Origin of the sequence: Salicola sp. Rm-C-2C1-2, from assembly GCF_040196175.1 — a bacterium.
GTDB lineage: Bacteria > Pseudomonadota > Gammaproteobacteria > Pseudomonadales > Oleiphilaceae > Halospina.
Genome location: NZ_JBEFNF010000003.1, coordinates 65,136 through 86,393 on the forward strand (window position 1 = coordinate 65,136; position 21,258 = coordinate 86,393).

Consider the following 21,258-nt stretch of genomic DNA (forward strand, 5'->3'; position numbering starts at 1 on the left):
AATGCAGAACCGTGCCGGAAAATTCATCTCAGCGCAGAGCGCCAACCGGCCCATTGTGGGGCTGATCGGTCTGCTCGGGATGCTGACCATCGCCTTGGTGGTGGTGCTGTTCCTGATCAACCGCAACAGCAGCCATGACGCCCAGTATATCGACTACGCTGGCGATCTGCGGGTGCTGTCCCAGGAAATTGCCAAGAACGCCACCGAGGCGGCCGGCGGCACAGAGGCGGCCTTCGACCAGCTCCAGAGCTCGCGGGACCGATTCAACGAACTATGGGGCTACCTCCGCAAGGGCAACCCGGAAACCGGCCTGCCGCCGCTCGAGCTCACCAGTGAAACCAGCGTGCAGCCACTTTGGACCGATGTGCGCTCCAATGCGGACGAGATCCTGGCCACCCGCGGTAGCGTAATTGAACTGCATCAGGTGGCCGGTGAACTCAACAGCATTATTCCGGATCTGCAGGTGGAATACGAGGACGTGGTGGACATCCTCATCAACACCGAGGCCGCGCCCCAGCAGATTTCGCTGGCCCAGCGTCAGTCGCTGCTGGCTGAGCGCATTGCCCGGAGCGTGAACAACATCCTCAGTGGTGACGAAGACGCGGTTGTCGCCGCCAACCAGTTCGGCCAGGACGCACAGCGCTTCGGCCGGGTGCTCAACGCCCAGCTGCGCGGCGACGAATCCATGGACGTAAGCCCACTGCAAGACCCGGACGCGCAGTTCATTCTGGAATACGTCGAAAACGAGCTCTTCAGCGTGGTGGACGAAAACGTCGACCGCATCCTCAACTTTTCACCTGACCTGTTCCAGGCACGGGAGTCCGCCAACACCATCTTCACCCAGAGCCCTGAGCTGTTGAACGAGACTTCGGAGCTGGTATCGCTGATCCAGAACCGCAGCCACATCGTTACACCGATCTGGGCCTATGTGATCCTGCTCGCTGTACTCGCCAATATCATCGCTATCGGTGTTGCCCTTTACCAGGCATCCCAGCGCCGGCTGCGCGAAACCCAGGAACAGAACGAGCAGAACCAGAACGCCATCCTGCGGCTGCTGGACGAACTCGCCGACCTGGCCGACGGTGACCTGACCACCGAGGCCACAGTCACCGAGGACTTCACCGGCGCCATCGCCGACTCCATCAACTACGCCATCGACCAGATGCGCACACTGGTGCAGTCGATCCGCGACACGGCCGTGAACGTGGCCTCCTCCGCCGAGCAGACCCAGGCCACAGCGAAGCAGCTGGCCGAGGCCTCGGAGCATCAGGCCCAGGAGATTGCCGGTGCTTCGGCAGCCGTGAACGAAATGGCCGTATCCATCGACCAGGTGTCGTCCAATGCTTCCGAGTCCTCCCAGGTGGCGGAACGCTCCGTATCCATCGCCAAGAAAGGCGCCGAGGTGGTACAGAACACCATCAAGGGCATGGACGATATCCGCGAGCAGATCCAGGAAACCTCGAAACGGATCAAGCGCCTGGGCGAATCCTCCCAGGAGATCGGCGATATCGTATCGCTGATCAACGACATCGCCGACCAGACCAACATCCTGTCGCTCAACGCCGCTATCCAGGCCTCCATGGCCGGGGATGCGGGCCGCGGTTTCGCGGTGGTCGCGGACGAGGTTCAGCGCCTCGCCGAGCGCTCCTCCGCGGCAACCAAGCAGATCGAGGCTCTGGTCAAGACGATCCAGTCAGACACCAACGAGGCCGTCATTTCCATGGAGCACACCACCAGCGAGGTGGTCCGTGGTGCTCGTCTGGCCCAGGATGCGGGTGTTGCCCTGGAAGAGATCGAGAACGTATCCACCAACCTGGCGGAGCTGATCCAGAACATCTCCAATGCCGCACGCCAGCAATCCTCCTCGGCGGCGCACATTTCGAACACCATGAATGTCATCCAGGAGATCACATCGCAGACCTCCTCAGGCACCAACCAGACCGCCGAGTCCATCGGCAATCTGGCAGCGATGGCCGCCGAACTGCGTGAGTCCGTAGCCGGCTTCAAGCTCCCGGAGACAACCGAGCAGGCGCAGCCTGAGGAAATAGAGCAGGCTCCTGAGGACAATGCGCCCATGGATGACGGGGATGACAGTGATCAGGATGTGCCGACGGTTCGCTAATCAGAATCACCGGTCAGCGGCAGGCGTATCATGGTCAATGCTGAAAGCAACAATGCATCCACACAGCTCCGGCGCGATCTAGCGCCGGGAATGGCCATGGATGACGCCCAGTTTGAGCAGTGGCGGGATCTTCTGGAGTCACGGACCGGCATGACGCTGACTCCCGAGCGGCGCTCTTTCCTGGAAGCCAATGTCGGCACCCGGCTCCGGGAGCTCGGTTTTCCCAGCTATCAAGCCTACTACGAAAAAATCCTGTATGGCCCTGGGGCCATTGCCGAGTGGGCGACCCTGGTGGACCGACTCACTGTCCAGGAAACCCGCTTTTTCCGCGACGCTGACGCATTTGATCTAGTGGCCGAGCATGCCCGCAACCGCTACCGCGAATGCGGACACGGCACGCTGGAGGCCTGGAGCGTAGGCTGCGCCACCGGTGAGGAGGCTTTCTCCCTGTCCATGCTGCTGCACTGGGCCGCCAATGAAGCGCCAGGCCGACGTTACTATGGCGTAACCGGCACCGACATCAGTCTGGTGGCACTGGAGAAGGCACGCCGCGCGGTCTATGGCCCACGCCGGCTCGCGGGTATGGACCCATACTGGCAGTCACACTATTTCCAGACTCTGGCGGATGACAGTGTTTCCGTGATCCCGGAACTCAGGAAACGCACCAGCTTTTCGCAGCTCAATATTCTTGAACTGCGACACGCGCCCATGTACGGCATGGGCATCATTTTCTGCCAGAATGTTCTCATCTATTTCCGGCGGTGGCGGCGGCGGGACATCGCCAACCGTCTGGCCGACCGGCTTGCCCCGGGTGGACTGTTGATCCTCGGGCAGGGCGAGCTGACGGGCTGGGAGCACCCGGAGTTGACCCCCGTGGCAGCTTCAAAGGTACTCGCTTGGCAGCGGTCGGAATCCCAGAATGGCAACCGGAGTGATCATGGCCCAGCACGATGACAGCCTCTCCCTCCACTGGGTGAGGGGTGAAATCCAGGACACGCTCAGACAGAGCCAGAAGGCGCTGGAAGCCTTTGCGGAAAACCGCGAGGACCTTGCGCAGCTGCGGTTCTGTCTGAACCACCTACACCAGGTCCATGGTACACTCCGGATGGTGCAGCTTGAGGGTGCTGGCCTGGTCGCAGCGGAGATGGAAGCACTGGCCGAGGCACTTCTCAACCAAGAGCCTGCCGACAGCGATACCGCCATCGGCAGCCTGATGCAGAGCATTCTGCAGCTGCCGGATTACCTCAATACCCTTGAATCACGCAGTGAAGATGTGCCGCTGCGGCTGCTGCCGCTGCTTAATGATCTGCGCGCTGCCCGCGGCGAGACCTTTCTCTCCGCCAGCGTGCTCTTCAAACCGGACCTGGGGCCGGCACAGTTTGAGGCACCGGCGAAAGTCAATCAACGACTCGCCGGAACCGGCGTTCTTGACAAGGTCCACAAGCTCCAGCAGATGTTCCAATTCGCCCGCTCCGGTCTCGAACGGGGCGTGGACTTGGACACGCATCTTGATTACCTCGACAAGGTCATCACTCGTCTGATCAAGCTCTGCCAGAAGACACCCCAGGGTGAGATCTGGCAGGCCGCAGGCGCCCTCATCGACACCCTCAAATCCGGCCACAATGGCATGGGTGCGGCCACACTCGCCCTGATCAACGAGCTCGACGGCGAGCTGGAACGGCTGATCAGTGAGAGTGATACCATTCTCAGCCAATCCGTACCTGAGGATACCCTCAAGAACCTGCTCTATTACATAGCCCGGGGTGGCGAGTGCGAGAGCGAGCGGGTAGGCACCATGGTGCAACGCTATGGCCTGCTCGAGGCCCTGCCGGGCGACACGGGTGACCACGGTCAGAGCCAAGCGCCGGCGCGGGCCGCCATGGCCTCCGTGGTGGATGTGCTCACCGAGGAACTTACCGGCATCAAGGATCGCCTGGATCTGTTCGTGCGCGCTCACGATCGCAGCAATGGCGATCTTGCGGAACTGCTTCCAGGCCTGCGTCAGATTGCCAACACATTAGCCATGCTGCGCCAGAGTACGAGCCAGCAGGTCATCAATGACCAGGTCGAACGCATCGACCGACTGGCAGCCAGCTCGGACACGCTGGACGATGGCACCCTGATGGACATTGCCGGCGCACTGCTCTACGTGGAAGCCACCATCTCCGGGCTCTCGGAGAACAATGGCGAGCAGGACGGGGAGCACCCCCCGGCGGGCCAGGAGCACAACCATCAGATCACCGGCCTGCAGGCCACTGAGGCGGGTAGCGCCGTACTGCGCGAATCCCGTAATGCGCTGGAACAGGTGAAGACAGGTGTGGTCAACTTCATCGCGTCGCGATGGAACACCGACGAAATCAGCGCGGTTCCGGAACTGCTCTACAGCATCCGCGGCAGCCTGCATCTGATTCCATTGGAGCGCACTGCGACCGCTCTTGGCGCCTGCGAGAACTTCATCCAGGAGGTTCTGCTCGACGGCGCCTGGACACCCAACTGGGAGCAGCTCGACACCCTGGCAGACGCCATCACCAGCATCGAGTACCACCTGGAGCGGCTAATGGACGGCGTCGACGGCGACGATGCCATCCTGGCCATGGCCGAGGAACGACTGGAAAGCCTCGGGTTCCCACCCGGTCGCGACCCCACCTGGCAGGCCTCCGAACCGGCGACAGATGCGGCCACCGACAGCGCTTCCACTGCTCCGGCAGAAGCTCCCAAGGAGCGGGATTCCGAACTGTTGGATGACGACATCCTTGAGATCTTCGTAGAGGAAGCCGACGAAGTTCTTGAGGCCATCCAGCAGCACTACCCAACGTTCCGGACGGACCACGATAATCATGACGCCCTCAGCGAGGTGCGCCGCGCTTTCCATACCCTCAAGGGCAGCGGTCGCCTGGTGGGAGCGACAAGTATTGGCGAGCTGGCCTGGTCGGTCGAAAATCTTCTTAACCGGGTCTTGGATCGTTCAATTCAGCCGGGCGAAAGCATCATAAGCCTTCTCGACCGTGTCATTGAGCGCATTCCCGATTTGATCCAGGCGTTCCGGGACGGTCAGGCCACCGGCGATGTGGATGACCTGATGGGCGAGGCACACAGCCTCACGGACGCCCGCAATGCAGAGGAGCCCCCGGACACGGATGCCGATCACGGTGTCTACCCGGAACCTGAGCCTGAGCCAGAGCCAGAGGCAGCGCCAGAAGCTGAGAACAACGCCGGCCCTGAAAGCGACCCCCTGATTGACCAGGAAATCCTCGATATCTTCATTGAGGAAGCGGAAGAAGTCCTGGAAACCATCCATGAATACCTGCCCAGGCTGCTGGAAAGATACGAGAACACAGATGCCCTGACCGAAGTCCGCAGAGCCTTCCACACCCTCAAAGGCAGCGGCCGAATGGTCGAGGCGGAACGTATTGGCGAACTGGCCTGGGCGGTGGAAAACGCACTTAATCGGGTTCTCGATGGCACCCTTTTCATGAGCGATGACATGGCGTCGGTACTGCGGGAAGTGACCGAAGCCATTCCCACTCTGGTCGAGGACTTCCGGAAGCAGCGGCCGCCTTCAGTTGACACCGCAAGACTCGAAGCACGCGCCAATGCCCTGGCCCGCGGTGATGTTCTGGACACGGAACCCATGCCTGAGGCTGAGGCGGCGCCCGAGGCGCGGCCACCGGAAGCTGCCCACTCGGAAGCAGAGGATACCGAGGACGCTGAGCTCGATCCGATGCTCATGGATATATTCCGTTCGGAGGCCGACAGTCATCTGGACGCGCTCGATGGCTTCCTTGTGGAAGCCGAAGGGCAGGCGGCAGTGGACTATACTGATGACCTTTCCCGGGCGCTGCACACCCTCAAGGGCAGCGCGCACACCGCCGGCATCGAGCCCATCGCACAGATCACCGCGCCCATGGAAAAATTCGTCAAACGAGCCCGGGCGGCTGGCGATCAGGCGGACAGCGACGTCATTGCAATGGTTCGGCGGGTGCGCGATTTTGTGCGCGCAGGGCTGGGACGCCTGGACAGCGACCCTCTGAGCCCTCTTGATGGAATGGAGGCATTTCTTGAGGATCTCCGGGCGCTGCACCAGTCCCGTTACCCGGACGAACCAACCCCCACCGGCACCACCACACCGCCCACGGAGGAGGCTGGGGACAGTGGTCTGATCAGCATCTTCCTCAACGAGGGTATTGAACAGCTTCTGGATGCTGACCAGACCCTCGAACAGTGGCTGGAAGGCAACACGGGCGAAGCGCCGCTGCAGGCACTGATCAACAGCCTGGCAACACTCAGCGCCAGCGCAGACCGGGCCCATGTCCATCATGTCAGCGAGCTTGCCGGTGCCCTGCAACACCTCTATGAAGAAGTTGTCGAAACGCCGGATCTGCCCGTGGCCAGTCTGACACCGCTGCTGCGGGAAGCCCACGAGGCTCTGATCAACCTTATGGACCAGCTGGCGGCCGGACTCGCCACTGAAGCCCCCGCCAATCTCGTAACCCGTCTGAACGAGCAGGCGGCTGACCTGCGCCAGGCACGCAGCGACGCCGAGCAACAGGCCTTCGAGGCGCGTTTTGGCGAGGATCTCGCGTTCATGGACGAAGCTCTGAACGAAGACGTCGAGGCGGAAGCAGCACCTGAGCCTGAACCTGAACCTGAACCTGAACCTGAACCTGAACCTGAACCTGAACCTGAACCTGAAAAACAGGATGAGGCTGAACATGGCGATGAAGCCAGCGCGGATATCGATCCCGAACTTGCTGAGATCTTTCTGGAGGAAGCCCACGAGCTGATCGACAGCACCGGTGAGGCACTGCACCAATATCTTTCGGAGCCGGACAACACCGGGCTGGCCAAAACACTCCAGCGTGACCTGCACACCCTCAAAGGCGGCGCTCGGATGGCCGAAGTCGCACCGATCGCTGATCTTTCACACTCGCTGGAAGATCTGTTCGAGCTCGTGGCTGAAGGCCGACTGGCACTGGGCGAGGCCACCGGCGAAACACTGCTCGCCTGTCATGACGCGCTGGCGCGCATGGTGGAGCAGGTCGCCGCCTTTCAACCCTGTGAGCCAGCGGACAACCTGATTGAAAGGGTGCGCACCCTGATGCGGGGCGAATCTGCTGAACCAGCACCGGAGCCGGAGCCATCAGAACCGGACACGCCGTCGGAAACCACCGCCGAATCAGAGGCAGAGCCCACAAGTGCACCCGACAGCGAACTCAGCGTGCTCTTTCTGGACGAAGCCAAAGAGATCGAGGGTGCTCTAGACCAGGCTGTCCGGGACTGGGAAGGCAACCCCGATCAGGGTGAGGCGATGGCCCGGATGCGCGAGGAACTCCACACCCTCAAGGGTGGCGCTCGCCTGTCAGAGCTCACCCCCATTGCGGAGCTCGCGGACACCTGGGAAAGCACCCTGGACAGCGTCATCGAGGGAGCCGGCGACAGCCTCCAGGCTCTGAACTACAGCCAGCAGAGCCTGAAACAACTGCGCACGATGCTGGATCGTGTCGAAGCAGGCGAACCACTGGACACCACTGAGACAGAGACAGAGACCGAAGCCACAGAAGCGGCCACCGCAGAGGAAGCGGAGGATGACCCCCGCAATGTGGATCCGGAAGTCCTTGAAATCTTTCTCGAGGAAGCCGGCGAACTGGTGGATACCCTGGACCACACCCTGGCCGCCTGGCATAAGACTGAAGAAGGCGACGAAGCCACCCACAGTCAACAGGCACAACGGACCCTGCATACCATTAAAGGCGGTGCCCGACTGGCCGAACTGACCACGCTGGGGGAAAAGGCCCACCACTTCGAGAGCCTGCTCTCACGTCTCGAAACCGAGAGCACCAGGCCCAGTGAGCAGCAATGGGAGACAATCAACAGCTTCCACGACGAAATCATCAACCGCATTGAGCAGGTCCGCAGCGCCTGGCAGGCGGGAGTCGGCGGTGAACAGCCTGGGCCACCGGCAGCAGCGCCAACAACGCAAGCAGAGCAAGCGCAAACCGCTGAGACGCCGGAACAGGCCGCGGAATACGAGGCACAACCTGCCCCGGAAACAACGGCCGCGAAAAGCGAGAGCGAAACGCCGGGGCAGCAGACGCAACCACAGCAGCAGGCGCACGACCAGCGCAAGGCGGAACTGGCCCGCAGCGCCCAGGAGACCCTGCGCGTCAACGCGCAGCTGATGGACGAGATGGTCAACCTGGCCGGCGAAACCAGTATCACGCGTGGCCGCCTGGAGCAGCAGATCAGTGACTTCAGCCACACACTGGACGAGATGGCAGCCACTACTGATCGTCTGCGCGAGCAGTTGCGCCGGATGGAGAGCGAAACCGAAGCCCAGATCCTACACCGCGCTGAGCAGGAATACGGCCCGGACTATGAGCAGGACTTCGATCCATTGGAGATGGACCGCTACTCCTCCATCCAGCAGCTTTCCCGGGCTCTGTCGGAATCCGCTTCGGACCTGGCTGATCTGCGCGAGACCATGAGTGAAAAGGTGCGTGACGCCGAGACCCTGCTCCTGCAGCAGCAACGCACCAACACTGAGCTTCAGGAAGGGCTCATGAAGACGCGCATGGTCCCCTTCTCCTCCATGGTGCCGCGCCTGAGACGGATTGTGCGCCAGATCTCCGGTGAGACCGGCAAGAAGGCTCACTTCGAGGTCAGCAACGCCGAGGGCGAGCTCGACCGCACCGTGCTGGACCGCATGGTGGCACCGCTTGAACACATGCTGCGCAACGCCATCGACCATGGCATTGAGGACGCCACCGAACGCGAGCAAGCGGGTAAACCCACCACCGGCAATGTTCGCCTGGATCTCAGCCGCGAAGGCGGCGAGGTGGTTCTGCGCCTGGAAGATGACGGCGGCGGGGTCGACACGGAAAAAGTCCGCCAGAAGGCCATCAAACAGGGGCTTCTTGAAAGCGGCGAGGACCTCACCGATCATGAGATCCTGCAATTCATCCTGCAGCCCGGCTTCTCCACCGCCGCCTCCGTGACTCAGATCTCCGGGCGTGGCGTCGGCATGGATGTGGTCGCCAGCGAGATCAAGCAGCTCGGCGGCAGTCTGGACATCGACTCCACCCTGGGCCGCGGCAGTGTATTCACGGTCCGGCTGCCGTTCACCGTCTCGGTGAACCGCGCGCTGATGGTCACCATCGGCGATGACTACTACGCCATCCCGCTGAACACCATCGAGGGCATCGTGCGGGTCTCCACCTATGAACTGGAGGAGTACTATCAGCCCGACGCCCCGCTGTACGAATACGCAGGGCAGCAGTACCGTTTGCAGTACCTGGGGGCACTGCTCAATTCCGAAAGCCAACCCAAGCTTCAGGGCCAGGCCCTGCCACTGCCGGTGATGCTCGTGCGCGGCGCGGACCAGCCCATGGCTCTGCAGGTGGACAGCCTCATGGGAAGCCGCGAGATCGTGGTCAAATCCCTGGGGCCGCAATTCGGCAGTGTGCGCGGTGTCTCCGGCGCCACCATCCTGGGTGACGGCAACGTGGTGGTGATACTTGACCTGCCGGCCATGATCCGTGGCGACATTCTGGCCCAGCGCCAACGCATGCTGGCCCAGGTCGAGACCCGCGAGACACCACGCGAACAGCGCCCGACCCAGGTCATGGTCGTGGACGACTCGGTGACGGTGCGTAAGGTCACGTCGCGCCTTCTGGAACGTCACGGCATGGAAGTGCTTTTGGCCAAGGATGGGCTCGACGCCGTCGGCCAGCTCCAGGATCGTCGCCCGGATGTGGTGCTGCTGGATATTGAGATGCCGCGCATGGACGGCTTCGAGGTGGCCAGCTTCATCCGGCATGACAGCAAGCTCAGTGACGTGCCCATCATCATGGTCACTTCCCGCACCGGCGATAAGCATCGGGAGCGGGCCGAGGCCATTGGCGTCAACCACTACCTCGGCAAGCCGTTCCAGGAGCAGGAGCTACTGGACACTATCATGGAGCATGTCAGTATCGGGGCTGAACAATGAGTACAGACAGCGCTGTGATCGTCATCGCCGATGACGTACTGCAGCGTCATCGGCTGCAACAAACGCTGGACAAGCACGGGGTACCCGTCGCTTTTATGGGAGATCCACAGCGTTTCGCGGCTCTTGATAAAAGCCCTGAAGCAGCCCTCTGCTTGATCGCACTCGCTGATGAGCAGGAATACCCGGAACTCATCGAGACGCTACTGGCGGCGGATGATCGCCCCCTTCTGTTCGGCCCGGGTGCGGCGCCGGAGCCCGGCCACCAGGAGTACGTGCGCTGGGAACGGCGCCTGTTCGCCAAGCTGGAGGATCAGCTGGGCAGCCTGGAGCCCCTGGAAAACCAGAACAGCCTCGATGCACTGGCTTCAGAACTGGAAACACGCGATCGCCTGCCTATGCCAACCTGGGTGGCACCTGCCGGGGAAGACGAGACAGCGCGGGAGCTCTGGGTTCTGGGCGCATCCCTGGGTGGCCCGGCGGCGGTCAAGGCGTTTCTCGACGCCCTGCCCGGTCGCTTGCCAATCGCCTTCGTCTACGCACAGCACATTGATGCTCATTTCAGTGGTGTGCTCAGCCGCGTGCTGACCCGTGACTCGGAGTGGTCGGTGGTCACCGCCGAACCCGGCCGCAGGCTGAGGTGCGGTGACGTTCTACAGGTGCCAGTGGATCAGGAACTATGGCTGGACGAAGAAGCGCGCGTCCAGCTCCGCGATAGCCCCTGGACTGGCCCCTATGGTCCGTCGATTGACCAGCTCATGGCCAATCTTGCGCGGGTTCACGGTGGTTATTGCCACAGTATCCTCTTCAGCGGCATGGGCAATGACGGCGCTCTTGGCGCACCGGCGCTCCAGCAGGCGGGCGGCGACATCTGGGTGCAGCGCCCGGATACCTGCGCCAGTCCGGCCATGCCCGAATCCATCTTGGCAACCGGTACGACAGAGTTCGAGGGCGACCCGCGCGAACTGGCAGAACGCCTGCTGCGAGTACTTTCGCAGCGGACCCTCCTGTCCGGCCGCTCTCAGTGCCATTCAGCCTGACTCGATCTGCGAGGAAACCATCATGGCGGAGAACCCCGAACAACTAGCCTGCGTTCTGATCCCGGTTCAGGACACCACCCTGCTTCTACCCAACGTCTCCGTTGCCGAGATCGTGGATTACGAACCCGACCCTGCGGACGGGGATGAGGAATGGATACTCGGCAGGCTCCAGTGGCGGGGCGTCAGCCTTCCTGTCCTGTCCTGGGAGGGCGCCAACGGAGGTGACCCTTTCCCACCCGAGGGTCGGCGTGGCCGGATACTGGTACTCAACACCATTACCGAACGCCATGCCGCAATGCCATTCATGGCCATGGCAACGCGGGGCATTCCCCGTCAGGCCAAGGTCAATCCCGAGGATCTGCGGAAAGAACCCGAGGCCAGCGGCGACGCCACCCTGATGGCCGTGGTTTTTGAGGGTGAGCACTGTGTGATTCCGGATATGTCAGTCCTCGAGGACCTGGCCCAGCGCGCTGGCGGCTGAGGTTCCGTTGTTCTCATGCGAATGTTACCGTATAACATATGATGCATCCACTGCCCTACCGCTCCCACGATCACGAGGCCTGCGTCAGTCAGGCCCTGAATGATGCCCGGCGTATCTGCGCCGAGAAAGGCGCACGCCTTACCCGGCTTCGGGAACAGGTTCTGGCGCTGGTCTGGCAGTCGCACCGGCCACTGGGTGCGTATGACATCCTCGATATCCTCAACGGCGAAGGCCGGCGCTCGGCGCCCCCCACCGTCTATCGCACTCTGGACTTTCTGCTGCAGATGGGTCTCGTTCACCGGATCGCTTCACTCAATGCCTTCGTCGGATGCAACCAGCCTGACCACCGCCATACCGGCTGCTTCCTGATCTGCCGCCAGTGCCATAACGTGTTGGAGCTGGAAGCGGCCGGTATCCAGAAGGCCATAGACGATGAAGCCCAAGTGTATGGCTTCCGTAACGAGGAGACGGTGGCTGAGGTAACCGGCCTGTGTCCAGCCTGCCGGGAGAAGGCCAGCAATTATGACTGAGCCCGTGGTATCGCTCGAGGATGCCGGCCTGCGTTATGGCGAAACCCATGTCCTGCACGACCTGACCTTCAGCATGAGCGAAGGCGATATCGTCACCGTCATCGGCCCCAACGGCGCGGGCAAGACCAGCCTGATCAAACTAATCCTAGGTATCGAAAAGCCCAGCTCCGGCTCTGTACGCCAGCGCGCCGGGACCCGTGTGGGTTACGTGCCGCAACGCATGACGCTACAGCCTACCCTGCCCCTCACAGTGCGGCGCTTTCTCGGGCTAGCTGGCGGCGATGGCAGGGCTATCGAGGGAGCGTTAGCGCGTACCGGCGTAGCTCAGTTGGCAGACGAATCCGTGCACCATCTGTCCGGCGGCGAGTTCCAGCGCGTCCTGCTGGCTCGGGCTATACTGCGCCGCCCGCAGCTGCTGATTCTGGATGAACCCGCCCAGGGGCTCGACGTCAACGGCCAGTCCGCGCTCTACGAACTGATTCAGTCCCTGCGAGATGAACTGGACTGCGCGGTACTGACCGTTTCCCACGACCTGCACGTGGTCATGGCTTCAACGGACACTGTGCTGTGTCTCAATGGCCACATCTGCTGCCGTGGCCAACCGGAACAGATCTCACAGGATCCAGCCTTTACCCAGCTTTTCGGCGAACACCTCGCCAATACTTTGGCAGTTTACCATCACCACCATAATCACAGCCACGATGTGCACGGAGATACCGTGCCATGATCGACCTGATCCTGAACGACTTCTTCTGGCGGGCCATGGCCGGTGGCCTGATGGTGGCTCTGGTGGCCGGGCCTCTGGGTTGTTTCGTTGTCTGGCGGCGCATGGCCTACTTCGGAGACACCCTGGCGCATTCCGCCCTGCTGGGCATTGCTCTGGGCACCGCCTTCCAGACCAACCTCAACCTGAGCATTGTACTGGTGTGCGTACTGCTGGCAGTGATCCTGATGCTGCTTTCACGCCAGCAGTCGCTCGCCAGCGACACCCTTCTGGGCATCCTATCCCACAGCTCACTAGCCATCGGCTTAGTCGTTCTGGGCATGATGCAGGATTTCAGCATCGACCTGACCGGTTACCTGTTCGGCGATCTGCTTGCCATCAACCAGAAGGATCTGCTCTGGATCGCTCTGGGCGGCGCCTTCATCCTGATGCTCACAATCTGGCTCTGGCGCGGCCTGTTGATGATCACCATCCACGAGGAACTGGCGGCGGTGGAGGGTCACCGCACTGGCCTTCTGCGGCTGGCTCTGATGCTGATGCTATCGCTGGTGATCGCCACCGCCATGAAGATCGTGGGCGTTCTGCTGATCACCGCCCTGCTCATTATCCCCGCCGCCGCCGCCCGCCCGCTGGCCGCCACGCCCGAGCGCATGGCAATGATCGCCTCTGTACTGGGCATGGGATCGGTAGTGGCGGGCATGACTCTGTCCTGGCACATGGACACCCCTGCCGGCCCCTCGGTAGTCGTTGCCGCTTTCGGCTTCTTCCTGGTGCTCTGGGTGATACGAGCGCGCTCACCCGCCTAGGCTTGCCGCTTGGTCTGCACACGCCACTGAGCTACAGTGACCTTAAGCAGATAGCGCGGGAGCCAGGACGATGGAACCGGAAAGCATACCCGATACCGATCAGCCGCGATGGTACCGTGTGCTTGCCCCGCTCGTGCTGGGCGTGGGTCTGGCGCTGAGCCTGCTGCTGTGGGCTGAGACACGCCAGGCCCTGACCCGCGCCGCAACCACCGGCAACGATCCGGTATTCCCCGACCTCCTGCTCGTGTGCGGTATTGTGCTGAGCATTGGGCTGGCCTTCATCACCTGGCGAGTTGTACGTGCCCACCGCCTGACCATCCGCCGTCAGGTCAGACTGGAGCGCCTTCGCGAACGCGACAGCCGTGCCCTGGAGAACAAACGCCTGGAAAAAGAGGTAATGAGCCGGGCACTATCTGACAGTGAGCAGCGTACCCGGGATTTCATCCAACTGGGAACCGCCATCGCCCTGGAACTGGATGATGCGTGCGCCATCGGCTATGTTTCACCCCAGGTGGAAGCCTTGCTGGGGCACACGCCCTCGACCCTGGCAGGGGAGCGCGTTGATCTCCTCCTGCCGGAGGCCGAATACCAACGCCTTGAAGAGGCCCTCAATACCAGTCGCCGCGAGGCTCGCCATACCAGCCTGGATACCTGGCTCAGGGATCCTGAGGGGCACACCCTGGCGGTAAACCTGCGCGTGTGTACGGTGGTGGATGCGCTGTCCCACTGTCAGGGCTTCCGTGTGGTCGCGTCGCCACGCGGTCCCATTGAATAGCGGCATTGCGCCTCCATCTCTGCTAACAGAGATAGCCTGAACATAGCGCCAGACGCTGAACAGAGGATCACCGATGGAATTCAAGGATTACTATAAGATTCTGGGTGTCGACGAAGACGCCTCCAAATCCGAGATCAAGTCCACCTATCGTAAGCTTGCACGCAAGTACCATCCAGATGTGAGCAAGGAGGCGGACGCGGAGGATCACTTCAAGGACGTCAGTGAAGCCTATGAGGTGCTGAAGGACGACGAGAAACGCGCCGAGTATGACCAGCTCCGCAAGCACGGTCAGACGAGTGACGGCGGTTTTGATCCGCCGCCCGGCTGGGAGTCCGATGCAAGCTTCTCCCGGGGTGGTTTCACCGGCGCCGACAGCATGGACTTCAGTGATTTCTTTGAGTCCATATTCGGTGGTGCTGGCGGTGGCTTCCGCCAGCAGCGCGGGCAGGGTTTCGCCATGCGTGGCGAGGATCTTCACCATCAGCTGTCGCTGTTTCTGGAGGAAGCCTACAACGGCTGTGAGAAGTCCCTACGTATGCAGCAGCCCGAACCCGGGCAGGACGGTCGGGTCCAGCGCCGCGAACGCACACTGAACGTGAAGGTACCTGCCGGCGTTCGCGACGGCCAAACCATCCGGTTGCGCGGTCAGGGCGGCCCCGGCATCGGCAACGGCCCGAATGGCGACCTCTATCTGGACATCCAGATAGCCCCCCATCCACACTTCCGGTTGGAAGGAGGGGATCTGTATGTGACCGTTCCGGTAACGCCCTGGGAAGCCGCTCTGGGAGGTCGCATTACAGTGCCTACCATGGGTGGCAGGGCCACGCTCACCATCCCCGAAGGCTCGCGCGAAGGCAAAAAACTGCGCCTGCGCGGCAAGGGCATGCCCGGCAAGAAGCCGGGTGACCAGTACGTGGTCCTGCAGGTTGCCATGCCACCGAAACAGACGGAACGCAGTCGCGAGCTCTTCCGTGAGCTGAGCGACGAAGTGCCGTTCAACCCACGCGAACACCTGGGAGTCTGACCATGAGCAGCAGAACGCCCCAAGCCGAAATGATGGACAACCTGGTGCGGCTGACCCTGCGTGATGTCTGCCACGACTGCCAGGTCAACGCCGAATACGTCATCGAGCTGGTTGAATTCGGTGTTGTGCAGCCGCGCGAAGGCCGCAACCCGCGTGAGTGGATCTTTGCGGGTGAGGATCTGGTCCGGGTGAAGAAGGCGGAACGGTTACGACGGGATCTTGAGGTCAACCTCCCCGGGGTGGCGCTTTCCCTGGACCTGCTGGAGGAGCTCCGTGAACTGCGCCGGCGAGTGGATGATCTGGAGCGGGACTTGATGCGTGACTGAGGCTTAACCCAGCTCGGATAACGGCCGCGCAACCTGCGCGACACGGTCGTTGTCCACAAGCTCCAGAAAGTAGTCTCCCAGGCGCTCGCTCTCGGCCATGGCCCGCCGCCAATGGGCTTCGCGCGTGGCGTCATTGCCCTGATAGGCAGGGAAGTCGCGCCTGTCTGGCAGGCGGCCATCGGGTAGTGTCTCCAGATAGGAAGGCGTAGGCGTAATCATGACCATGTTGCGCAGGCGCTCGGGGTCGCCGTGTCGCCACGGCAGCGTCTTGTCGAACCACCCGGGCACCACCCGTGGTGTAAAATGCGGATACAGCACCAGATCATCGCCAGCATAGGGCATATCCAGATGATAATCCGTAAGACCACCGTCCCGGAAACAACGCCCCGCCACACCGGGAATTCGCTCGACAGCCCGCATCACCATGGGAATAGAACCGGACGCCAGCAGTGAAGCCTGGAGATTGTCCGCATTAAGGACCTCATGGCGCCCCGGAAAATCATCAAAGATTTCAAGCGGGGGCGCGGCACGCTCGTCGTGCATCACGATGCGTTCAAACCCGAGCTGAATCCAGGGCCGATGGATGGCATTCGCCAATACCACAGGCGCCAGCCCCGCCATCAGGAGCGCTTTGTGATCTGACGCCACCAACCCGCGGGAGCGCGCCACCATCACGTTCAACCGGTAGCGCTGCTGCTCGAAGATGCCACTTTCCTGCCCACCGATCAGCGCCTCCAGCATCTCTTCGCACTGCCTGGAGACCTGCTGCGGTGTCACATCCTTGGGGAAACGCTGGGCGGTGTAGAGCTCGCCCAGGCGCTCCAGTGCGGCGACCGGTTCCGGCGTGCAGGCGCAGGCAAAACGCCAGCTGCCGATGGAAGAGCCGATGAGCGCGCGCTCACGTGGCGCCCGCTCCAGCCAGTCTCCGAACAGCACCCGATCCAGCCCCTGCAGACCCAGAGCCTTGGGGCCTCCGGCCGCGCCGGGGATGATGCCCACATCCTCAGGACGGAGCCCGCGCTCACGGATACGGTCCAGCGCACGATCACCAGCATGGATATTCAACGGTGGTTTGGGATCAGTCATCAGTGCCGTCAGTCATTCCCCAAAGCAATACGACGTCGGAAGGCCAGGTAGTGCTGGAGTGTTTCCGCAGGCGCCTCAAAATGGGGATAGTGGCCAATGTCGTCCAGCAGTGCAATCCCGCGATCGCTCACTAGTTCCCGATAGCGCTGGAGCATTGCCTGCCCAGAGACCGGATCCGCGCCCCCCCAGATCAGAAGCGCTGGCTGGTCCATGGACTGAAGGGCGCCCACCCAGCGGTGTCTATGGATGCGCCGCTCCTCCATGTAGTGCATGATCCGATGGATGACACCGCGGCCGTTGTTGTGGATCAGCAGCTGCCAGAAGTCTTCAATGTCCCTTGCTGTCGGCTGGGTGGCCGCGCCGAATAGGCGCGCCAGGCTCGACTCGAACACTCGCCGCGTCAGAACCCGACTGACAAGCCCACCCAGTGGCCCCAGCAGGAGCTTCTGAATCAGGATGGGCTGATGCACCTCCGGAAACAGAGCCGCGTTCATCAAAGCCACGCTCTCAATACGGAACCCAAGGCTGCCCTCAAGATTCCGGGCCAGAAGTTCCTGGGCCACTGTTGCGCCATAGTCATGGGCCAGAACGTGAACCCGCTCCTCGCCCATCTGTTCCAGCCAGCCCTGAATGAGATCCGCCTGTTCGATCAGTGAATAGGGGTGGTCCTGAGGCTTATCCGAGAACCCGAATCCCAGCATATCCGGCGCCAGCAGCCGGTAATGCTCACTCAATGCGGGCCAGAGTCGATGCCAGTCCCAGGAAGCGGTGGGAAAACCATGGATCAGAAGCAACGGCGCTCCGCGCCCGCCTATTCGGCTGAAGACAGCGTACTCGCCGAACATGAACCAGCACCCGGTCTCCTGCCAGCGCTGCAGCCGGTGGGATTCCCCCTCAACACGGCCCTGCGGGTTAGTGGCATCTCTATTCCATGGCATCGCGTGCTCTCCCTGTTGGCGCTGAAACGGATCAGCCTGGCGCCACCGAGTCTATCGCAATGTGCGATCTGCAACGAACCCATAGCGCGGTCATCCAATGTTTTTATTGAGTCGTAACCAAAGGGTCAGAATAATCTGCACGCTGTTTCCAATTGTCCCTCTCTATGAATGACAGGGAAGAGCGCGGCATAATAGTTAGCTGATCAACGATGGGTTAAACCGGGAGTACACCATGGAAAACAACACTGAGGGGCTGGCGGCGGATTACCGGGACATCATCCACCGGCTGGGCGAGGATCCTGAGCGCGAGGGCCTGGCGAACACCCCGGAGCGCGCCGCCAAGGCCATGGAGTTCCTGACCCGCGGTTACCACGAGGATCTGGATTCTATCGTCAACGGCGCAATTTTCGAATCCTCTAACGATGAAATGGTCGTTGTTCAGGATATTGAACTCTACTCCCTGTGCGAACATCACCTGCTGCCATTCGTGGGCAAGTGTCACATCGCCTACCTGCCTAACGGCCGGGTTCTGGGGCTTTCCAAGTGCGCACGCATTGCTGACATGTTCGCCCGCCGCCTTCAGATCCAGGAGTCGCTCACGCGCCAGATCGCCGAGGCCGTACAGGAGGTAACCGGAGCCAAAGGGGTGGCCGTGGTGATCGAGGCTTACCACATGTGCATGATGATGCGCGGTGTGGAAAAGCAAAACTCCACCATGAAGACATCGGTGATGCTGGGCACTTTCCGCGAGTCCCAGGCTACACGTATGGAATTCCTGACCCTGCTCAACCACAGCTGACCATTACGGGGCCGCCATGAGCGACGCGAATACCGCCACCATCCGAATCAAGAATCTCCGTCTGCGCACCTTTGTGGGCATCAAAGAGGAAGAAATCAACAACCGCCAGGATGTCGTGATCAATGTACGGCTGGTGTATGATGCTGATCTGGCCATCCGCAATAATGATATTGAGGCGGCCCTGAACTATCGCACCATCACCAAAAACATCATCGCCCATGTCGAAGGCAATCGCTTTGCTTTACTGGAGCGGATGACCAGGGAGGTACTCGACCTGGCGATGGCTCCCGAGGCCGTACTGGAAGCTGAGGCCGAAATCGATAAGCCCCACGCACTGCGCTTCTCGGACTCAGTATCCGTGGCGCTGAGGGCCAACCGCTACAGCTCCTAAAGCCCATGGACATTTGTGCACACCTTCTTACACTGAGGGGCTCACCTCTATCGGCCGTGAGGCCCCATCGCAATGTTCCTGCGTTCGCTGTTCAGCGCTGACAACCGCCCCTCCCTCTTGCTTATCCTGGCCTGGCTCAGCGCCCTAGTGATGGTTGCAGCCGGCACCATACTGGCATGGCACCAAGGGCAATTCTGGACGCCGTTATTGGTCACCGCCGGCATTCTGATCATCCTGCTGCTGGCTCTATGCCAGGGACTTCGCCGCCAAAGCCAGCTCCTGGAGCAGACCCGAAGCGCCCTGCGCCAGGAAACCGACCGGCGTCTGAGCGCCGTAGCCGATCTCGAGCGCATCGCCAGCAACGACCCCCTGACGGGCCTCGCCAACCGCCATTTCTTCATGGAAGATCTGGACTACGCTGTGAAGCGCGCCCACCAGACCGGGGAGCAGATCGCGGTGATTGCACTCGATCTGGACGGTTTCCAGACCCTCAATAACACGATGGGGCACGACTACGGCGATCAGTTGCTTGTTGCAGTGGCCGAGCGCCTGCGGACACTGGAGGACAGCAATCACCTGTTCTGCCGTGCCAGCAGCGACGATTTCTACCTGCGCTGCTACCCGCTGTCGGACCTGGAATCGCTGATCCATCTGATGGACCGTGTACGGGATCTTTTCCGACTCCCCATCCGGATGGAGGACGAGGACCGTTATCTCTCCGCCTCCATCGGTGTCGTGCTCTTCCCGGATCACGTCAGAGACGCGCAGTCTCTCATCGCCAGCGCCGAGGCCGCGCTCAATCAAGCTGCGGAGCTGCCCGGCACGCGCTACCAATTCTACAATGAACGTCTGCACGAACAGATCCGGGAGCGGATGGAGCTGCACTGGGGACTGCATGATGCGCTTGAACAGAACCGCTTCCATCTGCGCTATCAGCCGCAACAGGATATGGCCACCGGCGAGTGGGTCGCGGTGGAAGCCACGCTCAGCTGGGACCATCCCGAACGTGGGGAGCTGGAGCCGGAATCGTTCATGGAGGCGGCTCTGGAGACGGGCCTGGCGTCAGCCATTACCAGTCATACCATCACATTGGTCAGCGAACAGTTGCGGCGCTGGCGTCACCGCGGCGCGCTTGACCTGACCGTGGCCGTCAATCTCTATGGGCCGGAGCTGGACGACAGCAGACTGGTGGCGCATATCGCCGGGATCCTGAAGCGCAATGAAGTTGCCCCTGAAACACTGGAACTAGAGCTGGCCGAAGACAGCCTGGCTCATAACACGGAACAGCGTGAACAGAGGCTGCGGGCACTGAGTGAGTTGGGTCTGCCCATCAGCATTGATCATTTCGGGCAAGGCACGGCGTCACTGGCCTGGGTACGCGATTTCCCGGTGCATCAGGTAAAAATCGAGCCGGGCTTTGTACGCCGCGTCACCAGCCGTCATAATGACAGCGTTATCGTCAGAGCGATTATTCATCTGGCCCATAATCTGGGCATGCAGGTGACCGCTACAGGTGTCGATACCGACGCCCACCTGACGTTCATCAACGCACACCGATGCGACTTCGCCCAGGGTGAACGGATCAGCCCAGCCTTGGCCCCGGATGAGCTGGCGGAACGCATCGGTCGCAAGCAATCCAATACAGCAGAGTATCCCTGACCATCATGCGCCGTCTGATCATCACCACACTCAGCTTTGCCGCTATCGCCATCGTCACCTTTGGAGCCACACAACTGGTCGCCAACAACGGCAAGGAAACAGCCACGACAGACGAGGTATCCGCTCCGACCGAGGAAACCCTCACTGTCTTTGCCTCGCCAACCTGCGGCTGCTGCAGCGATTGGATTGAGCACATGCGGGACAAAGGCTTCCAGGCCGAAAAACGCGAGGTGAGCAACATCAATCGCGTGAAAAAGGAAGCCGGCCTGCCACGCGCACTGGCCAGCTGCCATACGGCCTTCATCGGCGGTTACATCATCGAGGGCCATGTGCCCGCCTCCGACGTCAAGCGCCTTCTGCGCGAGCAACCAGAGGCGGCCGGGCTGAGCGTACCGCGTATGCCAATGGGCTCGCCCGGAATGAAAGTACAAGGCCGTGGCCGGGATGCGTTCGATGTGATTCTCTTCCGCAAAAACGGGAACCAGGAAGTTTTCCAGCATTACCCAGCCCAGAGCAGCCTCTGATTCCATTATACTGCATCATCGCAATCGCCAGCCCAGCAACAGGTACCCG

At 61.5% G+C, this 21,258-nt stretch carries 17 protein-coding genes; 15 read left to right on the forward strand and 2 right to left on the reverse strand.

Going from position 1 to position 21,258, the window contains the following annotated elements:
- The first annotated feature begins 1 nt into the window (after window position 1).
- From AAF659_RS07475 to AAF659_RS07525, 11 genes are all read left to right on the forward strand, one after another.
- Window positions 2-2,122, forward strand: coding sequence for a methyl-accepting chemotaxis protein (locus AAF659_RS07475; protein ID WP_349751100.1), 2,121 nt, complete (start codon window positions 2-4; stop codon window positions 2,120-2,122).
- A 30-nt stretch (window positions 2,123-2,152) separates the two neighbouring features.
- Complete coding sequence (locus AAF659_RS07480; RefSeq protein ID WP_349751101.1) at window positions 2,153-3,076, forward strand: CheR family methyltransferase; 924 nt, start codon at window positions 2,153-2,155, stop codon at window positions 3,074-3,076.
- A complete protein-coding gene (locus AAF659_RS07485) occupies window positions 3,060-10,109 on the forward strand; it encodes an Hpt domain-containing protein (protein ID WP_349751102.1) in 7,050 nt (2,349 codons plus the stop codon). The genes AAF659_RS07480 and AAF659_RS07485 overlap by 17 nt, the downstream gene beginning before the upstream one ends.
- Entirely contained in the window at window positions 10,106-11,146 is a 1,041-nt protein-coding gene (locus AAF659_RS07490; protein WP_349751103.1) for a chemotaxis protein CheB, read from the forward strand. The genes AAF659_RS07485 and AAF659_RS07490 overlap by 4 nt, the downstream gene beginning before the upstream one ends.
- 22 nt (window positions 11,147-11,168) lie before the next feature.
- Entirely contained in the window at window positions 11,169-11,627 is a 459-nt protein-coding gene (locus tag AAF659_RS07495; RefSeq protein ID WP_349751104.1) for a chemotaxis protein CheW, read from the forward strand.
- 38 nt (window positions 11,628-11,665) lie between these two features.
- Window positions 11,666-12,157, forward strand: coding sequence for a Fur family transcriptional regulator (locus AAF659_RS07500; protein ID WP_349751105.1), 492 nt, complete (start codon window positions 11,666-11,668; stop codon window positions 12,155-12,157).
- Window positions 12,150-12,884: a zinc ABC transporter ATP-binding protein ZnuC gene (gene znuC / locus AAF659_RS07505; protein WP_349751106.1), complete on the forward strand. Its 735-nt coding sequence runs from the start codon at window positions 12,150-12,152 to the stop codon at window positions 12,882-12,884. The genes AAF659_RS07500 and znuC overlap by 8 nt, the downstream gene beginning before the upstream one ends.
- The gene (locus AAF659_RS07510) at window positions 12,881-13,687 is read left to right on the forward strand and encodes an iron chelate uptake ABC transporter family permease subunit (protein WP_349751107.1); all 807 of its coding nucleotides are present in this window, start codon (window positions 12,881-12,883) and stop codon (window positions 13,685-13,687) included. Before znuC ends, AAF659_RS07510 begins: the two co-directional genes overlap by 4 nt.
- Window positions 13,688-13,757: 70 nt before the next feature.
- On the forward strand, window positions 13,758-14,462 hold the full coding sequence (locus AAF659_RS07515; protein ID WP_349751108.1) for a PAS domain S-box protein: 705 nt from the start codon (window positions 13,758-13,760) through the stop codon (window positions 14,460-14,462).
- Between the two features lie 73 nt (window positions 14,463-14,535).
- The gene (locus AAF659_RS07520) at window positions 14,536-15,486 is read left to right on the forward strand and encodes a DnaJ C-terminal domain-containing protein (RefSeq protein WP_349751109.1); all 951 of its coding nucleotides are present in this window, start codon (window positions 14,536-14,538) and stop codon (window positions 15,484-15,486) included.
- Between the two features lie 2 nt (window positions 15,487-15,488).
- The gene (locus tag AAF659_RS07525) at window positions 15,489-15,812 is read left to right on the forward strand and encodes a chaperone modulator CbpM (protein ID WP_349751110.1); all 324 of its coding nucleotides are present in this window, start codon (window positions 15,489-15,491) and stop codon (window positions 15,810-15,812) included.
- A 3-nt stretch (window positions 15,813-15,815) separates the two neighbouring features.
- Here AAF659_RS07525 and AAF659_RS07530 read toward each other — a convergent pair whose 3' ends face one another.
- Both AAF659_RS07530 and AAF659_RS07535 read right to left on the reverse strand, forming a co-directional pair.
- On the reverse strand, window positions 15,816-16,898 hold the full coding sequence (locus tag AAF659_RS07530) for a patatin-like phospholipase domain-containing protein (protein ID WP_349751111.1): 1,083 nt from the start codon (window positions 16,896-16,898) through the stop codon (window positions 15,816-15,818).
- A gap of 8 nt (window positions 16,899-16,906) precedes the next feature.
- The gene (locus AAF659_RS07535; protein WP_349751112.1) at window positions 16,907-17,836 is read right to left on the reverse strand and encodes an alpha/beta fold hydrolase; all 930 of its coding nucleotides are present in this window, start codon (window positions 17,834-17,836) and stop codon (window positions 16,907-16,909) included.
- 232 nt (window positions 17,837-18,068) lie between these two features.
- Here AAF659_RS07535 and folE point away from each other — a divergent pair, with 232 nt between their 5' ends.
- The 4 genes from folE to AAF659_RS07555 all read left to right on the forward strand — a co-directional run bounded on the left by folE (window position 18,069) and on the right by AAF659_RS07555 (window position 21,209).
- Window positions 18,069-18,635 carry a GTP cyclohydrolase I FolE gene (gene folE / locus AAF659_RS07540; RefSeq protein WP_349751113.1) on the forward strand — a complete coding sequence of 189 codons (567 nt, stop codon included), beginning with the start codon at window positions 18,069-18,071 and terminating at the stop codon, window positions 18,633-18,635.
- Between the two features lie 16 nt (window positions 18,636-18,651).
- Window positions 18,652-19,026, forward strand: a complete 375-nt coding sequence (gene folX / locus AAF659_RS07545; RefSeq protein ID WP_349751114.1) for a dihydroneopterin triphosphate 2'-epimerase — start codon at window positions 18,652-18,654, stop codon at window positions 19,024-19,026.
- Window positions 19,027-19,098: 72 nt separating this feature from the next.
- Window positions 19,099-20,685 (forward strand): putative bifunctional diguanylate cyclase/phosphodiesterase, encoded by a 1,587-nt coding sequence (locus tag AAF659_RS07550; protein WP_349751115.1) that lies wholly within the window; start codon window positions 19,099-19,101, stop codon window positions 20,683-20,685.
- A gap of 5 nt (window positions 20,686-20,690) precedes the next feature.
- A complete protein-coding gene (locus AAF659_RS07555) occupies window positions 20,691-21,209 on the forward strand; it encodes a DUF411 domain-containing protein (protein WP_349751116.1) in 519 nt (172 codons plus the stop codon).
- Window positions 21,210-21,258 lie beyond the last annotated feature (49 nt).